The organism is Micromonospora sp. CP22, from assembly GCF_009712475.1.
Classification (GTDB): domain Bacteria; phylum Actinomycetota; class Actinomycetes; order Mycobacteriales; family Micromonosporaceae; genus Micromonospora.
In genome coordinates this window covers 18,520-37,076 of record NZ_VCJO01000027.1, presented here as the reverse complement: position 1 = coordinate 37,076, position 18,557 = coordinate 18,520, and the positions used below count along the sequence as shown (strand labels likewise).

Annotated in this window: 16 protein-coding genes; 12 read left to right on the top strand and 4 right to left on the bottom strand. The window is 71.2% G+C overall.

What is annotated here, in order from left to right; translation table 11 throughout:
- From FF096_RS24735 to FF096_RS24725, 3 genes are all read left to right on the top strand, one after another.
- Entirely contained in the window at positions 1 to 939 is a 939-nt protein-coding gene (locus tag FF096_RS24735) for a conjugal transfer protein TrbL family protein (RefSeq protein ID WP_155221963.1), read from the top strand.
- Positions 940 to 1,517: 578 nt separating this feature from the next.
- The gene (locus FF096_RS24730) at positions 1,518 to 2,105 is read left to right on the top strand and encodes a hypothetical protein (protein WP_155221962.1); all 588 of its coding nucleotides are present in this window, start codon (positions 1,518 to 1,520) and stop codon (positions 2,103 to 2,105) included.
- 14 nt (positions 2,106 to 2,119) lie between these two features.
- Positions 2,120 to 3,625: a hypothetical protein gene (locus FF096_RS24725; protein ID WP_196222636.1), complete on the top strand. Its 1,506-nt coding sequence runs from the start codon at positions 2,120 to 2,122 to the stop codon at positions 3,623 to 3,625.
- Positions 3,626 to 3,811: 186 nt separating this feature from the next.
- Here the strand turns inward: FF096_RS24725 and FF096_RS24720 are convergent, their stop codons facing one another.
- Positions 3,812 to 4,327 carry a hypothetical protein gene (locus tag FF096_RS24720; protein WP_155221960.1) on the bottom strand — a complete coding sequence of 172 codons (516 nt, stop codon included), beginning with the start codon at positions 4,325 to 4,327 and terminating at the stop codon, positions 3,812 to 3,814.
- 289 nt (positions 4,328 to 4,616) lie between these two features.
- Here FF096_RS24720 and FF096_RS24715 point away from each other — a divergent pair, with 289 nt between their 5' ends.
- From FF096_RS24715 to FF096_RS24700, 4 genes are all read left to right on the top strand, one after another.
- On the top strand, positions 4,617 to 5,585 hold the full coding sequence (locus FF096_RS24715; protein ID WP_155221959.1) for a PrgI family protein: 969 nt from the start codon (positions 4,617 to 4,619) through the stop codon (positions 5,583 to 5,585).
- Entirely contained in the window at positions 5,582 to 7,405 is a 1,824-nt protein-coding gene (locus FF096_RS24710; protein ID WP_155221958.1) for a VirB4 family type IV secretion system protein, read from the top strand. The genes FF096_RS24715 and FF096_RS24710 overlap by 4 nt, the downstream gene beginning before the upstream one ends.
- A 20-nt stretch (positions 7,406 to 7,425) precedes the next feature.
- Positions 7,426 to 9,909: a type IV secretory system conjugative DNA transfer family protein gene (locus tag FF096_RS24705; RefSeq protein ID WP_375335390.1), complete on the top strand. Its 2,484-nt coding sequence runs from the start codon at positions 7,426 to 7,428 to the stop codon at positions 9,907 to 9,909.
- A 211-nt stretch (positions 9,910 to 10,120) separates the two neighbouring features.
- Entirely contained in the window at positions 10,121 to 10,999 is an 879-nt protein-coding gene (locus FF096_RS24700; RefSeq protein ID WP_309223876.1) for a replication-relaxation family protein, read from the top strand.
- Positions 11,000 to 11,052: 53 nt separating this feature from the next.
- Here FF096_RS24700 and FF096_RS24695 read toward each other — a convergent pair whose 3' ends face one another.
- The gene (locus tag FF096_RS24695) at positions 11,053 to 11,748 is read right to left on the bottom strand and encodes a DUF6461 domain-containing protein (protein WP_155221957.1); all 696 of its coding nucleotides are present in this window, start codon (positions 11,746 to 11,748) and stop codon (positions 11,053 to 11,055) included.
- A 604-nt stretch (positions 11,749 to 12,352) separates the two neighbouring features.
- On the opposite strand from FF096_RS24695, the gene FF096_RS24690 reads away from it, so the two are divergent.
- Positions 12,353 to 13,165: a hypothetical protein gene (locus tag FF096_RS24690; RefSeq protein ID WP_155221956.1), complete on the top strand. Its 813-nt coding sequence runs from the start codon at positions 12,353 to 12,355 to the stop codon at positions 13,163 to 13,165.
- A 388-nt stretch (positions 13,166 to 13,553) separates the two neighbouring features.
- Positions 13,554 to 14,399, top strand: a complete 846-nt coding sequence (locus FF096_RS24685) for a hypothetical protein (RefSeq protein ID WP_155221955.1) — start codon at positions 13,554 to 13,556, stop codon at positions 14,397 to 14,399.
- A 98-nt stretch (positions 14,400 to 14,497) separates the two neighbouring features.
- On the opposite strand, the gene FF096_RS24680 is transcribed toward FF096_RS24685, so the two are convergent.
- Positions 14,498 to 14,695, bottom strand: coding sequence for a hypothetical protein (locus tag FF096_RS24680; RefSeq protein WP_155221954.1), 198 nt, complete (start codon positions 14,693 to 14,695; stop codon positions 14,498 to 14,500).
- 266 nt (positions 14,696 to 14,961) lie between these two features.
- On the opposite strand from FF096_RS24680, the gene FF096_RS24675 reads away from it, so the two are divergent.
- The 3 genes from FF096_RS24675 (at position 14,962) to FF096_RS24665 (ending at position 17,670) form a co-directional block, all read left to right on the top strand.
- Complete coding sequence (locus tag FF096_RS24675; protein WP_155221953.1) at positions 14,962 to 16,116, top strand: FAD-dependent monooxygenase; 1,155 nt, start codon at positions 14,962 to 14,964, stop codon at positions 16,114 to 16,116.
- A gap of 31 nt (positions 16,117 to 16,147) precedes the next feature.
- Positions 16,148 to 16,498 carry an Lsr2 family protein gene (locus tag FF096_RS24670; protein ID WP_155221952.1) on the top strand — a complete coding sequence of 117 codons (351 nt, stop codon included), beginning with the start codon at positions 16,148 to 16,150 and terminating at the stop codon, positions 16,496 to 16,498.
- Positions 16,499 to 16,674: 176 nt separating this feature from the next.
- On the top strand, positions 16,675 to 17,670 hold the full coding sequence (locus FF096_RS24665; protein WP_155221951.1) for a MarR family winged helix-turn-helix transcriptional regulator: 996 nt from the start codon (positions 16,675 to 16,677) through the stop codon (positions 17,668 to 17,670).
- A 155-nt stretch (positions 17,671 to 17,825) separates the two neighbouring features.
- On the opposite strand, the gene FF096_RS24660 is transcribed toward FF096_RS24665, so the two are convergent.
- Complete coding sequence (locus tag FF096_RS24660) at positions 17,826 to 18,530, bottom strand: group II intron maturase-specific domain-containing protein (RefSeq protein ID WP_375335389.1); 705 nt, start codon at positions 18,528 to 18,530, stop codon at positions 17,826 to 17,828.
- Positions 18,531 to 18,557: the final 27 nt, after the last annotated feature.

The window sequence follows — 18,557 nt, the reverse complement described above, 5'->3', positions numbered from 1 at the left end:
ATGGGCTTGCTGTTCCCGGTCGCCAACATCCTCGACACGGTCATGCGGTGGGTCGCCGCGGCGATCCTCGCGTGCTTCGACGCGGTCCTCGGCGCGATCGCGAGATTCCTGTTGATCACACCTGACGTGACGGGCCTGCCGCAGGTGCAGGCCCTCACGGGCCGTGCCACCTGGATCGTGGACACGGTCTTCGTCCTCGCGTTCGTCACCGCCGGGATCCTGGTCATGGTTTCCGGCGGCGACGAGCGGTCCCGCTACACGATCAAGGACCTTGCGCCACGCCTGGTCGTGGGGTTCGTCAGCGCCCACTTCTCCCAGCTGCTGTGCGGCATGGCCATCGACGTGGCGAACGGCCTGACCGAGGCGTTGTCCGAACCCGGCCACAGCCCCGACGGGGCGTTCACCGCCGTCAACACGCACGTCCACGCCGCAGCCGAGGAAGGCTCGGGGTTGCCGGCGCTGCTGTTCGTGGTCATCGCGCTGCTCATCACGGTGCTGCTCGCTATGACCGCGTTCAGCCTGATCGTGCGGCTGACCACCCTGCTGGTCCTCACGGCGGCGGCGCCGCTCGCTCTGGCCTGCCACGCGCTGCCGCAGACCGACGGCCTGGCCCGGTTGTGGTGGCGCGGCTACACCGGCTGCCTCGCCACGCCGGTGCTGCAGGCGCTGATGCTGCAGGCCGGGCAGTGGATGCTGCTCGACCCGCGGCACATGCTGCCCGCGCTGGGTCTGCCCGCCGAACCGGGACCGGTGCTGAACCTGTTCGTGGTCATGGTGCTGCTCTGGTACACGGTCAAGATCCCCGGCCTGGTCGGCCGGTACGTGTCCCAGTCCGGGCGCAACACCAGCTTCCTCGGCGCGGTCGTGCGCGTCGTGGTCGTCCAGCAACTGTCCAGGGCCGTTCCCGGCCTCGGCCGAGCGCGCGCGATGGCCCGATGACACCCGCGACGACGACGTGGTCCGCGCCCGCATGCCGACGGGCGCTTCATACTGCCTTCTCTGCGAGTGTTGTTTGGATTGCGGACGGTTCCGCCTTCAGTGGTTCTCGGCGAGAGTTGCCACGCCTGGAGGCCACTGCCCGGGTCGGCCGCCGTCGGCAAGCGGGGCCGGGGCGGGCAGGCGAGGGGCGCTGCGGTAGGCGTCGGCAGCCTACTGCGGCGGGCCATCCGCAGCGCTGACAGCGGCGATGTTGTCGAACAGTGCGATGTCGGCAGGTTGTAGTTGGTCGTAGTAAATGGGATCAGACCCCACTCGTCCTAGCGAAGTGACTCGACGAGGTTGAGGGCGGCCAGGTGACGCGACCCCGGCAGGCCCGGCAGCAGGACGTGTCGAACTCTTCCCCGGGCAACACCCGCCGATTTTGCTCTATGCCGACCGCGAAGCCCGGAGGTTGTTCCCCCGTGTCACTCTCGGCGGTAGCCCACTTTCGTTGGGCAACCCTTGGAGGTCGGACTGTCCTGATGCGACCATGAAGGGGCGGCACACCACTCTCCGGATCTTGCGAAAGACGTCACCCGATGAGCCCTTCCGCCGAATCCCTCGAAACCCTTCTTCACCGGCTCCGCAGCGATGACGGCCGCCACTGGGCAGGCGAGGCGCTCGCCATGGCCCGCGCCGAGGAGCCAGCCGCCGACAATGGGCAGAGCGGTGGCATTCTGCACCGGCCCAGCGGCAACCGCCGGACATCGCCGCGCGCCATGCGGGCACTGGCCGAGTTCTTGGCGGCCGGATCGGCCGACCTCGCCGAGGCTCGGGCCGAGGCGAGAGCCGGCGCTCGTCAGGCTTTCGGCTTCGTGGTGGTTCTGGGCACGGTGACGTTCCTGGTGACGCTGACCGCGTCGGTGCTCGCCGCCCTCAACTTCGCGGACGGGGCCTGGACCGCCGCCGGGTTCTCCGTGCCCTCGGCGCTCGTGACCTGGCTCTTCTATCGGCTCTACCGCGCCCAGAGCCGGCGCGCTGACGCCGTCCGTGACGATTTGCAAGCGCTGGAGAAGGCGCGAGTGTCCTTTCTGATGGCGTCGGGTATGTCTGACGGCCGCGCTCGGGACACGACGGTCGAGACGATCATCGCGGACCTCTCGTCCGGGCCGGAGAAGGGTCGATGACACCCTGGCTCTCCGTGTTGCGTACGGAGAACCTTGACGACATCGCCTTCGTCGATCCGGCCTCGATGAACATGCACTTCGGTGCCGGCCTGCTCAGCGAGCGGAACAGGGAAGTCAGCACCCAGGAAGGTGTCGGGGCGGTTCTTCCGGTGCCCGCCATGGCCCACGAGGTGGCCCACGTCTGGCAGGTGACTACCACCATGACAGGCATCCGGTGGTTCTGGGACGCGCATCTACAGATGCGGATGATGGCCGCGATGACCAGCGAGGCAAGCAAGGCCGCGGCAGGGATCGTCGGACCGCGGATTCTGGTCGACCCAATGGTGTACGAACACTCCTCGGGATTTCGCCGCTACTCCGACATCGTCAACGCCCTGACCGCGGTGAGCTGGTGCGCCGACGGCGGCCATCAATACCGGCCGGAGGAGTTGGAAAGCTTCTTCGGCGGGCCGCCGCGCGACGACCACGGCATGTCCGTCTACCCGGACGACCGGATCGGTGCGGCGGGACGCCTGCGCTTCTTCGACCTCGGCCAGGTACGCCGCGCGTCGGGTTCGGCCGCCAGTCATGTTCTGCTCGGGACGAAGCACCTGTTCGAGGGGCTGAGTGCCGCCGTCGAGGGGTTCCGGAACGTTGTCGAGCGGCCAGAACTCTCCCTGGCCGAGCGTCAGGAATTCCACACCCTGCGATTTCTGCCGTTCGAGCCGTACGGGATCGCGGCCGGGATGTACGCCGCCATTGCCCAGCATCGCCTCGGCGACCAGGCGCGAGCCACCGCGCTGGTGGAGATCATGGCCATCATCGACGCCGCCCTGAACATGGACGACTGGCTCGAAGTGCTGGTGCGGACCGGGGAAATCCCCGAGACCGGCGGCCGGTTCGCCTTCGACAACTACCTGAAGTTACTGGAAGCGCGGGCCGACGCAGGTTCCGCCATCGGGATCCGCGACGGATCGGCCGAAGAGACCCGCACCTTTCAGGAGACGCTTCTGCGCGCGGTCGGCGCGCCGATGACGAATCTTGCCGAACTGCCCGGCATCGCCGCCGCCGGAGTCGACCGGCTGTTCGACGAACTGCGGACCTGGTCACCCGTCCCACCGGGCATGCTTACCAACTGGCGGACGCTCTTCATGCAGAATCTCAGCACGCGCGAGGACATCGGCGGAGGCAGCCCCTTCTTCGAGATCGCCCGCGCGCCGCGCGAGGCGCTACGAGAGATCTTCAACCGGGTGCCGATGCGAAGCTGGGGACCGGCGCAGATCCACGAGGAGGAGGCGACAGGCCCCGTGCGCCAGGCGTTCCAGGCGCAGATGGTCTCCCACATGCGATCACTGCTCATGGAGTGGTCGTTCGGTCGCCGCCGGTGCGAGCATTTCGACGGCCCGTGCCGGCTGAGCGAACGGCCGGCGTGCGACGGCCTGACCGCGGACCTGAGCCCGAGCGGCACCCGCTGCCCCCGAGAGGCGATGACCGCGCACCTGATGGCGAACTTCAGCATCGTCGAAATTCCTGACTACTAGTGGGACCGTTGCGGCGGTCGGAGTCAGGCTGCCCGCCGCACCGCGAGGATGAGCAGGTACGGGGAGTCCCTGCTGGTGCCCTCGGGGCTGTCAGCGCTGGGCTGCCCGAGTCTGTTCCTCTTCAGATAAAGCCGGCACACAACCACGGTGGGGCTTCACCAAGGTCAAGCGGCAGGCAAGTCTGCCCTACAGCAGTTGGTGAGCAGGTGCGATCGGCTTCAGCCGGAACGAACCCGCGACCTTTTGCCGGTAGATCTCCTGCGTAGCGTCGTCCCAGAAAGCAGCAGCGTCCGCTGGGACCACGCCGAGCGGGGGCCTGCCCGAGGCGCAGCCAGTTGTAGACGGCATCGGCTGGGATAACCGGCGGCGGCCTGTTTGACGCTGACCTCGCCGTCTCGGACGGCGACGGTGCGCGGCCCTACCGGACATTCCCAGGTCGGCGTCGACCACGACGATCTGCTCGGCCAGCCACCCGAACTCGGCGGCGGTGCCGACCAGGCCGTACTGCCGCTGGGCCGACTCGGTGTTGAACCGCATCTGCGCCACCGTCGACTGCCGCACGTACACGATCGCCAGCCGCGACAGCTTCAGCTGCTGATCTTCGCCGTCGGGTTCACCGGCGGCTGGCCCGCTGCCGCGCAGCAACGACTCGACCATGTTCGCTACCGCCATCACCGCCTGGCGACGATCCCGCCCAGACATCTACTCCCGCTCCCCGACGGTCACCCCGTCATCCCACGAGTCGGCCGACTCCACCGACGGCGCCCCGGCAGGGGCGATCGCATCGACCAGCGACCGCCTCGCGGTCAAGCCACCGACCGCGAGGCGGTCGGTCGAGGCCGGCACGCCGCGGTCGGTCCACTCCTGAGCCACGGTGACCCGCCGCCTCCCTCAACCTCGCACACGACGAACAGCCCAGTGCGCTTGCGCTGCGAGAACAGCACGGCCAAGCGCTGAGCTTTCAATGGATGGAAAGGGTGAGTGATTATCAATGAGTCCGAAGAGTGCCTTGACTGACGAGCCGTATAGGGCAAGGGTTCCCGCCGACGTCGACGCACCGGACAAAGTTTTGTATGGCCTGACCTTCCGGCAGCTGGCGATCCTCGCCGTCGCCGCCGTGGTCTTCTACGGCGGCTGGCGGTCGCTGCACACCCTGCTGCCCGCCGCGCTGCTGATCGGTGCCGGCGTGGTGCTCGGCGGTCTGGTGTTCGGCCTGGCCGTCGGGCGCCGCGATGGGCTCCCGATGGACCAGTGGCTGCTCGCCTCGATCCGCCACCAGCGGGCGCCGAAGGCGTTGTCGACCACCGACACGACCAGCCGCCTCCCCGACTGGGTCGACGCCACGGCCGGGCGGATGCCGCTGCCCGCCCCGCTGCGGCTGCCGGCGACCGCGATCGCCGACGACGGCGAGATCGCCCTGCCCGCAGGGCCGGCGGCGATCGTCGCGGCCACCACCGTCAACCTCGCCCTGCGCACCCCCGGCGAGCAGCAGGCCCTCGTGGACACGTTCGGCCGCTGGCTCAACAGCCTGTCCACGCCGACACAGGTGGTGGTCTCCGCGCAGCCGGTCGACCTGGCCAGCCACGCCACCGGCCTAGAGGCGACCGCCCACCGGCTGCCGCACCCAGCGCTGGAGGCCGCCTGCGCCGACCACGCCCGCTTCCTCGACGACCTCGCGCACCGACGTGATCCGCTGCGCCGGCAGGTCCTCATCGTCACCCGCGCCCACACCGGCGGGCGGGGCGGGCACGCCGCCCGCCGCCGCGCCGACGACACGGCCCGGTCGCTGTCCGGGCTCGGGGTGACCACCCGAGCCCTGAACGGCGACGCCGCGACCGCCGCGATCGCGGCCTGCGCCGACCCATACCGGCCGCCCCGCACCGGCGGCCTCGCCGCCCCCGACACCGTCATCACCGCGCCTGCGGCGAGCAGGCAGAAACCCCGAAAGGAATCATCATGAACTGGAGACTGCCCGGCCCGACCGCCCGAGGCCGTACGGTCGCTGCGGCGCTGCCCCCCACCGGAGGTGTGGCGGGGGTGGTGGCGCCGGCGTCGGTGGAGGTGACTCCCCGTTTCCTACGGGTTGGCGACGGGTACGCGGCCACCCTGGTGGTCACCGGGTATCCGGCCGAGGTCGGGCCGGGCTGGCTGGAGCCTTTGCTGGCCTGGCCGGGCCGGCTCGACCTCGCCCTGCACATTGACCCGCTGCCCGCAACGGTCGCCGCGTCCCGGCTGCGCACCCAGCGCGCCCGCCTCGAATCGTCCCGCCGGGCCGGCAGCGAGAAGGGCAAGCTGTCCGACCCGTACGTCGAGGCCGCCGCCGAGGACGCCGCCGACCTGGCCCAAAGGTTGGCCCGGGGCGCGGCGAAGCTGTTCCGCGTCGGCCTGTACCTGACGGTGCACGCCCGCACCGAGGCGGAGCTGTTGGAAGCGTGCGCGCAGGTGAAAGCCGCCGCCGCCTCCACGCTGCTGGAGGCGCAGCCGGCGACGTGGCGGCACCTGGCCGGCTGGACCACCACCCTGCCCCTCGCGACTGATTCGCTGCGGATGCCGCGCACCATGGACACCCAGGCCCTCGCCGCGGCGTTCCCCCTTGCCAGCCCTGATCTGCCGGCGCCGCTGCCGGGTGATCCGCCGGTCTGCGGCGGGGTGCTCTACGGCGTCAACCCCGCCTCCAACGGGATCGTCTGGTGGGACCGGTGGAGCCAGGAGAACTACAACAGCGTCGTCCTCGCGCGGTCGGGGGCCGGCAAGAGCTACTTCGTGAAGTTGGAGGTCCTGCGCAACCTGTACCAGGGCGTCCAGGTCGCCATCGTGGACCCCGAAGACGAATACTCGCGGCTCGCCGACACGGTCGGCGGCACCGTGGTCCGGCTCGGCATGCCCGGCGTGAAGATCAACCCTCTGGATCTGCCGGTCGGGGACCACCGCCCGGATGTGCTCACCCGCCGCGGCCTGTTCCTGCACACCGTCATCTCCGTGCTGGTCGGGCACCCGCCGCCGCCGGCGGAGCGGGCCGCACTGGACCGGGCCATTCTGGCCGTCTACCGACGGGCCGGCATCACCGCCGACCCGCACACCCACACCCGCCCGGCACCGCTATTGAGAGACCTGGTGGGTTGCCTGGAAGCCGACCCGGAGCCGGGCGCCACGCAGCTGGCTGCCCGACTGGCCCCGTGGGTGCACGGCAGCTTCGCCGACCTGTTCAACGGCCCCACCACCCACACCCCGATCGGACACCTCGTCGTGTGGAGCCTGCGACACCTGCCCGACGAACTCCGCACCATCGGCACCCTGCTCGCCCTGGACCACATCTGGCGGCAGGTCGACCTACCCCGCCAGCCCCGGACGGTGGCGACACCGTCGGTGCGCCGCCTCGTCGTCGTGGACGAGGCGTGGCTGCTCATGCGCGACGGCGAGGGCGCGAGGTTCCTGTTCCGCATGTCGAAGGCCGGCCGTAAACGGTTCGCCGGCCTCACCGTCGTCACGCAGGACGTGGCGGACGTGCTGGGCACCGACCTGGGCCAGGCGGTGGTGTCCAACGCCGCCACGCAGGTCCTACTCAAGCAGGCCCCACAAGCGATCGACGCGGTCGGTGACGCGTTCGGCCTGACCGGCGGGGAACGGCGGCTCCTGCTCGCCGCCCGACCCGGACAGGGGCTGCTCATCTGCGGCGTCGCCCGCACCGGTTTCGAGTCGATCAGCTCCGAGCAGGAACACGCCGTGTGCACCACGACCCCGGCCGAGCTGGCCGACCACGACGAGGAGGAACAGCTGTGAACCCGCCGATCGGCGCGCTGATCCGCACGCGCCTGTCGGTGCCCAGCCCCACGGCCGGGCCGGGCACCGACGTCATTACGCCACCTACCGGAGCAGGCGACGCCCTGGTCGACGTCGCCGTGTGGGCCGCACAGCGGCCGTGGCTGGCGGCTGTCGCCGCGGGCCTGCTCGCCGTCGGGATCGCAGCCCGCAACCTGGTCGAGACCTGGCGGCACCACCAGCACGCCCACGGCGCCCGCCTCGTGACGGTCGCGCCGCCGCCCGAGGTGGACCCGCACAGCGCCGCCGCCCTGTGGGCGAACCTGGCCGGCGTGCTGACCCCGTCACGGCGGCGGCGCCTGCTCGTCGGCGCCCCGCACGTGGTGTGGCAGTACACCTGGTCCGGCCGGCAGCTGCTCATCTCGATCTGGGTGCCCGGCACTGTCCCACCCGGCGCGGTCGAGGCGGCGGTGCGTGCCGCGTGGCCTGGCTCGGCCACCACCACCGACCCCAACCCCCCACCGCCGATCCCACTCAACGCGCGGCCCGCCGCCGGCGGACACCTGCTGCCCGTACACGCGGAATGGCTGCCCCTGGCCACCGACCACGACACCGACCCGCTGCGGCCCCTGATGTCCGCCGGGGCTCAGCTGAAACCCGGCGAGTACGCCTGCGTGCAGATCCTCGCCCGCCCCGCCCCACCACGCCGGGCGGCACGCGCCCGCCGCGCCGCCGGGCGACTACGCGCCGGCAAGACCGCCGCACCGGCGATCAACCCGGCCACGCCGCTGCTGTGGCTGCTGGAGACGTTCCTGCCCGGCAGCGGCACCGACCGTCCTCTGGCGCCCGCCGCCCGACGGGATCCCACCATCGACCGCGACGTGCGGGCGATTCTCGACAAGACCGCCCACCCGCTGTGGACCACCGGAATCCGGTACGCCGTCGCCACCACCAACCGCCGGCCCGCCGCCGACCCGCACGGCCGGCTGCGCGGCATCGCCGACACCCTCGCCTCGGCCTTCGCCATCCACACCGGCCGCAACCGACTCACCCACCGAACCCGAATGCGAGCACCGGTGACCGTCCTCGCCGCCCGCCGCCTCGGCCCCGGATTCCTCACATGCACACCCGAACTCGCCGCGCTCGCGGCACTGCCGCAGGACCTTGCCGTGCCCGGCCTGGACCGGGCCCGGGCCGCCTCCATGCCGGCCCCGGTCGCCGTCCCCGGCGGCGGGCGTGGGGTGAAGATGCTCGGCGACGCCGAGATCGGCGGCCACAGCGTCGGGCTGTCGGTGCCGGACGCGAGGTATCACCTGCATGTGATCGGCTCCACCGGCTCGGGCAAGACCACCCTGCTGGTCAACATGGCCCTCGACGACATCAAAGCCGGCCGGGGAACCGTCGTCATCGACCCGCACGGCGACCTCGTCCTGGACATCCTCGACCGGCTCCCCGCCACCGTCGCCGACCGCGTCGTCCTGTTCGACCCCGACCAGGACAACCCGCCAACGCTGAACCCGCTCGAGGGCGACGACCCTGACCTGGTCGTCGACAATCTCGTATCGATCTTCGGGAACATCTTCGCCAAAGCGTGGGGGCCGAGGATGGACGACGTCATGCGGGTGGCCTGCCTGACCCTGCTGCGCCACCACAACGTGACCCTGCAGCACATTCCCCCACTGCTCAACAGCCCGCAGTTCCGGTCCGCGATGACCGTGGACCTCGACGACCCGGCCGGTCTCAGCGGCTTCTGGCAGTGGTACGACAGCCTCAACGACAGCCTCCGCTCCCAGGTCATCGGCCCGGTCCTCGCCCGCCTGCGCGCCTTCCTGCTGCGGGACTTCGTCAAACGCACCATGCGCTACCCGAAGTCGAGCTTCGACATGGGGCGCGTGCTCGACGGCGGGGTGCTGCTCGTCCGCATCCCCAAGGGTGTGCTCGGGGAGGACACCAGCCGGCTGCTCGGCTCCCTCGTCCTCGCCCAGGTGTGGCAGGCCGCCACCGCCCGCGCCGGCGTCGCACCCGAGCGGCGCCGCGACGCCAGCCTCATCATCGACGAGGCGCAGAACTTCCTCACCCTGGCCAACTCGCTGGACACGATGCTCGCCGAAGCCCGCAAGTACCGGCTGTCCCTCGTACTCGCCCACCAGGACCTCGCCCAGTTTCCCCGAGACCTGCTCGCCGCCGCGTCGGCGAACGCCCGCAACAAGGTGTACTTCACGGTCGCGCCAGAGGACGCCCGGCAGCTCGCCCGGCACACCCTGCCCGAACTCGGCGAGCACGACCTCGCCCACCTCGACGCGTACACCGCCGCCGCGCGCCTGCTCGTCGACGGCCGCCAAACCCCGGCGTTCACCATGCGAACCCGGCCGCCGAGGCCGGTCGTCGGTGAGGCGACCGCGATCCGGCAGGCCGCCGCCGCTGCGGTGCCCGCCCAGGACACCAGCGCCGTCGACGAACTCGTCGAGCGACTCAGCCGCACACCCGACCAGCGGCGTGCCCGCCCGAAGTACGGCCGCCCCTGACTGCCTCCGCCAGCGTGGTGGCGTCATCAGGGTCGCGCACCGGCCCGCCACCGGGCTCGTCGCCCATCACAGGCGAGCACCTCCACCACGGTGCTGACCTGGGCTGTCAGTGCCGCACACACCCCTGACAGACCCTCCGCACCGACCTCTCCCTCGCCAGACACCCCTCCCGATCGGGAGGGAAACCTCATCCTGCCTAGGAGCAACCGTCGTGTACTCCCGTGTTCCCTCCGCCTCCAGCAAACCGGACCCGCTCGCGGTCTTCGGTCGCATCGTCCCCCGCGACCACGCCCTGCTGGCCCTGCTGGCCGAGCACTACCTGCTGTCCACCGACCAGATCACCAACGCCTTCTTCGACCACCGCCGCACCGCCCAACGCCGGCTCACGATCCTGCACCGCCTCGACGTGCTGCACCGCTTCGGCCGCAGCAGCCACACCGGCCGCTACGGCCCGCTGCTCTACACCCTCGGCCCCATCGGACTACAACTCCACCCCACCACCTACCACGACCCGACCGGCAGCGGCGGCGGTAAGCCACCACGCAGCTCCCTGGAACGCGCCAAGCGGATCGCCGCCAGCGGACAGGTCAACCACCTGCTCGGCGTCAACCAGTTCTTCACCGACCTGATCGCCACCGCCCGCCGCACCGGCGGTGCCCGATTGTCGCGCTGGTGGTCCGAACAGCACGCCACCACCGTCTACGCCCAAGCCGGCATACGCCCCGACGGCCACGGCGTCTGGACCGTCGGCGACACCTCCACCGGCTTCTTCCTCGAGCACGACAACGACACCGAAAACCTGGCCCGGGTCGTGGCCAAACTGCGCGGCTACGAACGCCTCACCACCTTCGGCCCCCGCTACCCCGTGCTGTTCTGGGTACCCAGCCCACGCCGCGAGGCCAGCCTCCTCGGCGTGCTCGCCGGACTACGCACCGCCAGCCCGATCGCCACCGCCGTCCACGGCCCAGACCCCGCCGGCCGAGTGTGGACCCTCGTCTCCGAACCTGGCCACCGGCGCTACCTGCACGAGCTGCCGTGCGACCACGGACCCGCCACGGTCACCAACCCACAGCGCTTCGACGATCTCTAGACACCAGCAGGTCGACCCCGTCGGGCGATCGCGTGATGACCCAGCGGGTGCTCCTATTCGCGTCCCTCCATCCGCCCTTCCGTCTGTGCTCGAGGTGAGACGGACGCGGGGCTGGGCAGCAGGCGCCCGGGCGGACGGCGGCTGGTAGTACGCGGGCGGCTTCGCGAGAGAGATTCGCCGCTGGTCACAAGAGCTGCGGTGAGCAGCGGCCCGTCGACGGTGCGGGAGTCGAGCGCGGCACCGATGTGTGCCGCAACCACCTCCAGGACCGGCACCAGCCGCGAATGCGGCGAAGGACGTGTGGCGAGGTGAACCTCGACAGCGTCCCACCAGGGGTGTGGTGGTTGAGGCTTCGTGACGGTCATGCCGGGCTCGAAACGCTCGACGCGTCGACCGTCACGCCAATGGGCGAAGCCGTTCATGCCGTCGGCGCCGCGCAGGACGCTGAGGGTCTCGGTGCCCTCGGACAGGGTGGCACATGTGCCGGACATGGCACTGGTGATGCCGTGCTCCTCGAAACAGAACGACCACATGCCCAAGGAACCGGCGCGCAACATCGACCCTTCCTGAGCGGTCTCGGCATACAAGGAGTTGGCCTCGTCGCGGTCGAGCAGGCGGGCGACGCGCGGGTCCGCGCCGTATCGCGCGAGCACATCCGGGGCCGTGATGGCCCGGGTGAATGTCACACACCACATGACCAGGCATGGATCCTCGGCCCACGCCCACTGTCCGGCCGTCGTTTCACTCATGTAAGCCTCCTGCACTGTCCCACGGGGCCGGGCGGGGACCGGAGGCTTCTTTGGGCCCCGCCCGGCCGGACGGAGAACGCCAACGGCCGCGCAAACGCTGGCACCGCCAGGAAGACCTCACGACTCCGCCCCAAGGACCCCCGGTCTGCGCCATCCACCTGGCGCGGTCACCCTGCCGCGCCTGTCAGCATCCAAAGGTCACTTGTGAGTGTCGGGAAGCCTGACAAGGATCGCGTCGACGACGGCTCACAACGGGCCGGAATGTCTCACAGCGCAGGTCAACCGCACTACTGACGATCATCGGCGCGGGCGGCGCTGACAGATCCGGCCGTTACCGTCATCGGCACCACCTTCACCCACATATCGCTGCACCGGTCCGGTCCCGCCTCGGGAACCACCGCCGCACCCGACGGTGCGCTCCGCCCACCCGCCTTTAGGCCGGTCGGCGCCCGCGCCGCGCGGCGACTCCCAGGTCGCACCGCACCACCAGCACCCGATCCCCGCCGCACGCATTCCTGTTCGCCCTGTGAGCCGCCCATGTACCCGGTGGGCCGGCCGCTTCCGCGTGCCCACATCACGCCCTACCCGAAGGAGGATCCCGACGATGACCGTACCCAACGGTGCCGCGACTCCCCTGAGCCGCTACGGCAGCCGCGTGCCGACGGTGTCGCCCCGCAGGGGCCGCACGAGCGCTCCGTCACCCACCGCCATCACCGGTACCACGGCCGCCAGGCCGGTGGTCACACCGACCGCGACGATCAACACCATGATCGTCTGCCTGCCCGACGGTCTGCCGTCGCAGGCGCTTACCGCCACCCAGCTCGACCGGCACTTCGGTGTGTCCGGCGCCCTGCAGCCGCGGTTCTGGGCCAGCCCGAGCATGTGGCTGTGGCAGCGCGGCCACCTGGTCGCGCCCCGCAAGGGACGCCCGGTGTACTGCGCCGGCGGACCGGTCAAGCTGCTCGACCTCGCTGCCATGCGTCACGCCGCCGGCGTCGGCGCGGGCATCCGCCACCAACTGTGGCAGCGGGTCGTGCACGGCACCCGCCCGGCGACCCCGTGGCCGACGCTGCTGGCCCGCCACCTGGCGGATCCCGCCCGGTACCCGCGTGAGCGGGCCGTGGCGGACTTCCACCACCAACCCCGCGTCAACGCGATGCGGATGCACAACGCGGCCAGCCACGGCGGCGGCTACCTCAGCGTGGGGGAGCTGGAGATGTTCCAGGCAGGCCCGATGGCCTACCAGCACTACAGCGCCAGCACGGCAGTCTGCGGCGACGCCCTGCTCACCCCGGACGGGCACAAGCTGGCGCCAGCGAGCGACGCCCTGACCCACCGGGTGACCTACCTCGAGCAGGCCAACCGGTACCTCGACACCGTCGAGGCCGACCAGCGGCTGATCGCCGTCGCCCTGTAGCACCACCGGGACCGGAGCCGGTCGGGCGCCGCCACCCGTCCCCTCTTCCGGAGGGAATCGGACGGCGGACCCGACCGGCCCGACCACCACCCGCGCCGACGCCGGGCGTCGCACGACCCTGAGCAACCGAAGCAGGTTCCGGCCCACGGTGCCGGACGTAGACCCTGCCCAGCTAGCGCTGCCAGATCGCCACCGCAGGTTCGCCGCCCCTCAGCACCGCCGTCGTACCCAGCTCCGGCCAGAGCCGTGCGCCAGGACTTGAACGGCCGTGGTGACCGCATGCCGCCTGCCGGCGCGGCCTGGTGCCCCGGGTTGGGGCGACGCACAAGCCCGGCCAGCACGACGGCAGACCTTTCCCTCTTCCCGCATCCAGCGGAGGTGTCCCGCCATGTCCCACCGACTGTGGTTCCGCATCGACGACGTCCTGCCCCTCGCCGAACACGCCGCCGCCACCCGCGCGCACCGCCCGACTCGGCAGCAGTACCGGGCCGGCCTGCCGGAGCAGGCCGCACTCATCTGGTCCCACGACACCGACGGCGACTGGCTGTCCTCCAACGGTGTCCCCCGCTGGTACGACGCCGACGGCGCCGACCACCGCGTCCTCGCCGAGACCTGGACCCACACCGCCACCGGCGCCACCGGCAACCCGGTTCCCGCCGACGACGGACACGGATTCCTGCCCCTGTACACCGAACACGTCGATGGCCGGCGGGACCTGCTCGACCTGCTCCGCTACGCCCGCCGCCACGGGATGCACTGGTTCGGGCTGCACCCGGACCCGGCGAGCGAGGCCGCAGGAGGCCGCTACCGTATTTCCCGCAGCCGCGGCGACATCAGCCCGCCGCTATCCACGTGGACCCCGGCGACCGTGACCTGCGACGTGCTCGGCGGCGGCACCTACCGCGCCATGGTCGCCACCGGCTACACCACCCTCACCCGCAACGGACTGTTGTGCCGCTTCCCCCGGTTCGCGGTGCAGCGCATGGCCGCCCACCTCGACGCCCTCTATCCCGGTGACATGCCGGGCGAGCATCCCCGGCTGCGGTTCGACGGCGACGAGGTCGCCGTCGAGTGGGAAGACGACGACGGCCTGGGCAGCCGCTGGGTCGAAGACGACCGAGTCGTCCCGGACGCCAACCGCTGCTACGCCATCGGCGCCTACCAGTGGCCCTGGACCCTCGTCGCCACCGAGCCGACCACCCGCGCCACCGAGCGGAAGGACCGGTCACGGTGATCGTCGACGAGGTGTTCCACCAGGCGGCCACGGCACCTACGAGCTGACCCAACCACACCGACGGGCACGTCCTGCGGGTACGGGAGGTACCGCGACAGCTACGCCACGCAGAGCACGGCGCTCACCGAGGTCCTCACCCCGCTGTTCACCTGGACGATCATCGCCAGCAGCCCCGGCGGCGGCTGGCACCGCACGAGCCCGACCACATCACCGGACGCGGCGCCGCTGATCCCGGTCGCCGACGAGGTGTTGCAGCGTGCGCGGCGGATCCTTCCCGTGCCGCCGCCGTTCACCATGCCCGGGGCCGGTAATCCGCCACGACCCCCGCGCTGCCCGTCCGGTCGTGCACGTCCGCACACCAGCGGACGCAGCCCGGCGCCGCGTCTTCCGAGCCTCTATCTGCCCGCCGCACCACGGCGGCTGACCAGCGCGTCCGCGGCCCACCGCCGCTGACCCGCCTTCTCACTGGCACCACCTGGCCGATGCCCGGCCACCGCGCAGTCGCGCATAACCCGGGCACGGCCGTGCCCGGGTTCCCACCCTCCAGAAGGGAACCCCACTCATGACTTCCGGCACCAAGCCGGCCTCCGGCCGGCAGCCCACCATCGCCGTCGTCGGTGGCAGTATCACCGGCCCGGTCACCGCGCTGCTGTTGCTTCAGGCCGGATTCGACGACGTCACCGTCTTCGAGGCCGCGCCGGCGTCCGCGCCCCTGGGCGGCGGCCTCATCGGCCTGGAACATCCCGCCCTCGACGTGCTCGACCGTCTCGGCATCGACCAGCGCGAGTTCGTCACCCACGACTCCGAGGCCATCGTCGAGATGAGCATCCGCGACCGCCGCCCCGCCGAGACCATCCGACGCACCTACCCGGGCCGCAACACCACCTGGACGCTGCTGCACCAGGCGCTGACCCGTCGCCTACCCGCTCGCGTCCTCCAGACCGGCATGAAGGTCACCGCCCTGACCGAGCGCGCCGGCCAGCCGGTGCTGCGGTTCCGCGACGGCCACACCGCAGCCGCCGACCTGGTCGTGTTCGCCGACGGCCGCTCCTCCACCGGCCGCCGGCTCCTCGATTCCGAGCGGACCCTGCGGTACGCCGGCTACGTCGCCCACCGCGGCATCGCCGACATCACCCCACCTGCCGGGCTGCGGGACTTCCTGCGGCTGCAGCCCTGCCCCGGAGTGCAGTTCAACCTCGCCCCGGTACCCGGCGGCTGCGACTGGACCTTCTACCTCGACTGCACCAGCGGCGAGTACACGCGGCGGTTCGGCGCCGACCCCACCCGGCGGGTCTTCGCCCTGCCCCGGCACGTCAGCCCCGCCGCCCGCGCCCACGTCGACACCCACGCCGACCTGCTCCTCCCGGCCGAACACGCCGCGCTCGTGCGGGCCACCAGCACCCGAATGGCGGTACCGGTCCTCGACATCACCCCACCAAACCGCATGGTGTGGCCGGTCGGCGCCGGGCATGCCGTCCTGCTCGGCGACGCCCTCGCCCCGGTCCGCCCGCACACCGCCCGAGGCGCCAACAACGGCATCGAACAAGCCGCCGGCCTCGCCGCCGCCCTCACCCAGCACCGCAAGTACGCCGCCGACCTGCCCGCCGCCCTGCACGGCTGGCAACGCCGACACCTGCCCGCCGCCGTCGCCGCCCTGCACCGCGGGCCCGTCATCGGCCACCGGCTCGGCCTCGGCACCCACCAACCCACCCCGTAAACCGCACCCCCCAAAGGAAGGAGGTGGCCTTATGGCCACCAAGACCACCGCGATCCTCGTCGACGACCTCGACGGCTCCACCGACGACGTCGCCACCTACCAGTTCGCCTTCAACGGCGTCACCTACGAGATCGACCTGTCCGCCAGCAACTTCGACCGGATGGCCGCGGCGTTCGGCCCGTTCATCACCGCCGGACGCCGCCTGCCGAAACAGCCCCGGGCACCACGGCGCCAGCACGGCACCGCGACCGGCCGCACCCAGAGCCAGGAGATCCGCACCTGGTGGTGGACCACGAACTGGCAGGAGCTGAACCTGCCCCGGCCACGAACCGGGGGCGTCATCCCCGCCGCCGTGCGCGACGCCTACCACGCCGCGCACTGACCCCGGTCACTAACAGGCCGCCCGGCGAGTGATCACCGGGCCGCACGCCCGTGCGTCGCCACAGTCCCGCACTCCGGGCAGACGACTTGATCAAAACCCGAACCGGAGCGTGCATCAGTGCCTACGCCTCACTCACCAACCCCTGCCGACGGCAGGAGAAAGGGGGCGACGCGCCCATGACCAGCACCCCCACCAACACGACCACCGATACGGCCGCGACAGCGCCACTGGCACCCAGCGTCGCGAAGGTCCTCGCCGCGCTGCACCGCCTCGGCGAGGCCACCGCTGCCACCATCGCCACCGAAGCCGGCCTCGGCTACTCGACCACCACCCCGAAACTGCGCACCCTAGAGACTGCGGGACTGGCCGAGCCCACCCGAAACGACACCGGACGCAGCCTGTGGCGGCTGACCGACACCGGCCGCCAGCACGCCGAACAGGGCGATTACGGCCAGCCCGCACCCAAGCCCGCCACCCGCGACACCGACACATCCGGCACCGCCGCAGGACACGGGCGGCGTGGCGACGACATGCAGGAAACCGGAGAAGCTGCCGGACAGGACCACGACCAGCCGCCAGCCGCCGAGGTTCCCGCCCACGGGCAGCCGGACGCCGCCGAGGAGTCGGTATCGCCGGCTCCTGGTCATGTCGAGGCAGCACTCGACGAGGCCGCTGAAGCCGAGGACACCGAAACCGAGCACGGCGACGACAGCGACCGGTCGACTGCCGAACCCGAGGTGCGGGTCACGACCGGCGACACCGACCCGGCCACCGGAACGCCGCCCGCAGCAGACGAAGCGGACACCCGACCAGCCACACCGGACAGTGTCCCTGCTGGCACAGCCACCGACAGCACTACAGGCGAACCCGCTGAGGAAGCACCCGCCCCGCCGGACACGGAGGCGGCGGGCGAGGCGGCACAGCCCTTTACCCGGCGGGCGTCGGGCACCCTACGCGGCGCGATCCTCGACATCCTCGAGGCCAACCCCGGCCAGCAGTACAAGGTCAGCGAACTGTGCAAGCTGATCGACCGGGCCAACGAGGAAACGGACGCGAAGAAGGCCAGCGCGGGCGCCGTCCACAACGCCGCCGTGAAACTCGTCGCGACCGGCCGGGCGATCCTGGCCGCCGAGAAACCCGCCACGTTCACCCTCGCCGACTCCACCGCCTGAACGACCCCGCCAGCCGGTAGCCCGGAGGCGGGCGTCGAACTTTCCCGGAACCACGCCCGCCCCCGGTGCTCCTTCACCGACAGTCGGGTAGCCCCGTCGCGTCGCCGTGACGGGGCCCCCTCAGAACCGGGCGTGCGACTTTCACCGCACCCGGCTCAAGCAAGCCCCACAGGCTCGCGGGTCTCTTGCGGTGCTGGTCTCCTGCTGGCGGACGTGCGCCGCCGGCAGTGAGCGTGAACGAGACGCGGTTGATCATCCGGGCCGCCGTCCCCTGAGACGATGGCCTTGCGGCTCATCGCTTTGCGGGTTCCGCGCAGCCACTGTTCCCACTGTTGCGGACTCTGTGGCTGCGTGTCGGCGTGTAGCAGCAGGTCGTCGCAGTAGCCGCACCGCCCGTGCTGGGCTTGAAGTAGGCCCAGGGTGAGGCGGTTGACTGGGAGCGACGATCGGCTGCGGCGACGCCGGGCGTTCCAGTAGTCGGTCAGGGCCGGGTCGTCAACGGACGCCGAGCCGATGACCATCTGATGCCGGACGATCTTCGTCCAGCGGAACTTGAGTAGGTATGCGCCGCTGTCGCGGTCGCCGAACACCCACCGCGTTCTGCGGGACGGGTTGAACTGGCCGAAGTACCGGGACACGATCCAGCGTTTCGGCTTGTTCGGGTGGCGGCGTAACGCCCACCTGTAGGTCAACTGCCACAGGTAGTGGTCCAGCCGGCTGAAGACCTGGCTGGACACCGCCGTCCGGTAGTAGGCCGCCCAGCCGCGCACGATCGGGTTAATCGCGCCGACGATGGCCGCGACGTTGGCTCCTCGCAGAGCCCTCGTCTCGGTGCGCAGCCTGTGCCGGATGCGTCTCACGGCCGCGTCGCTGGGTTTGATCAGCAG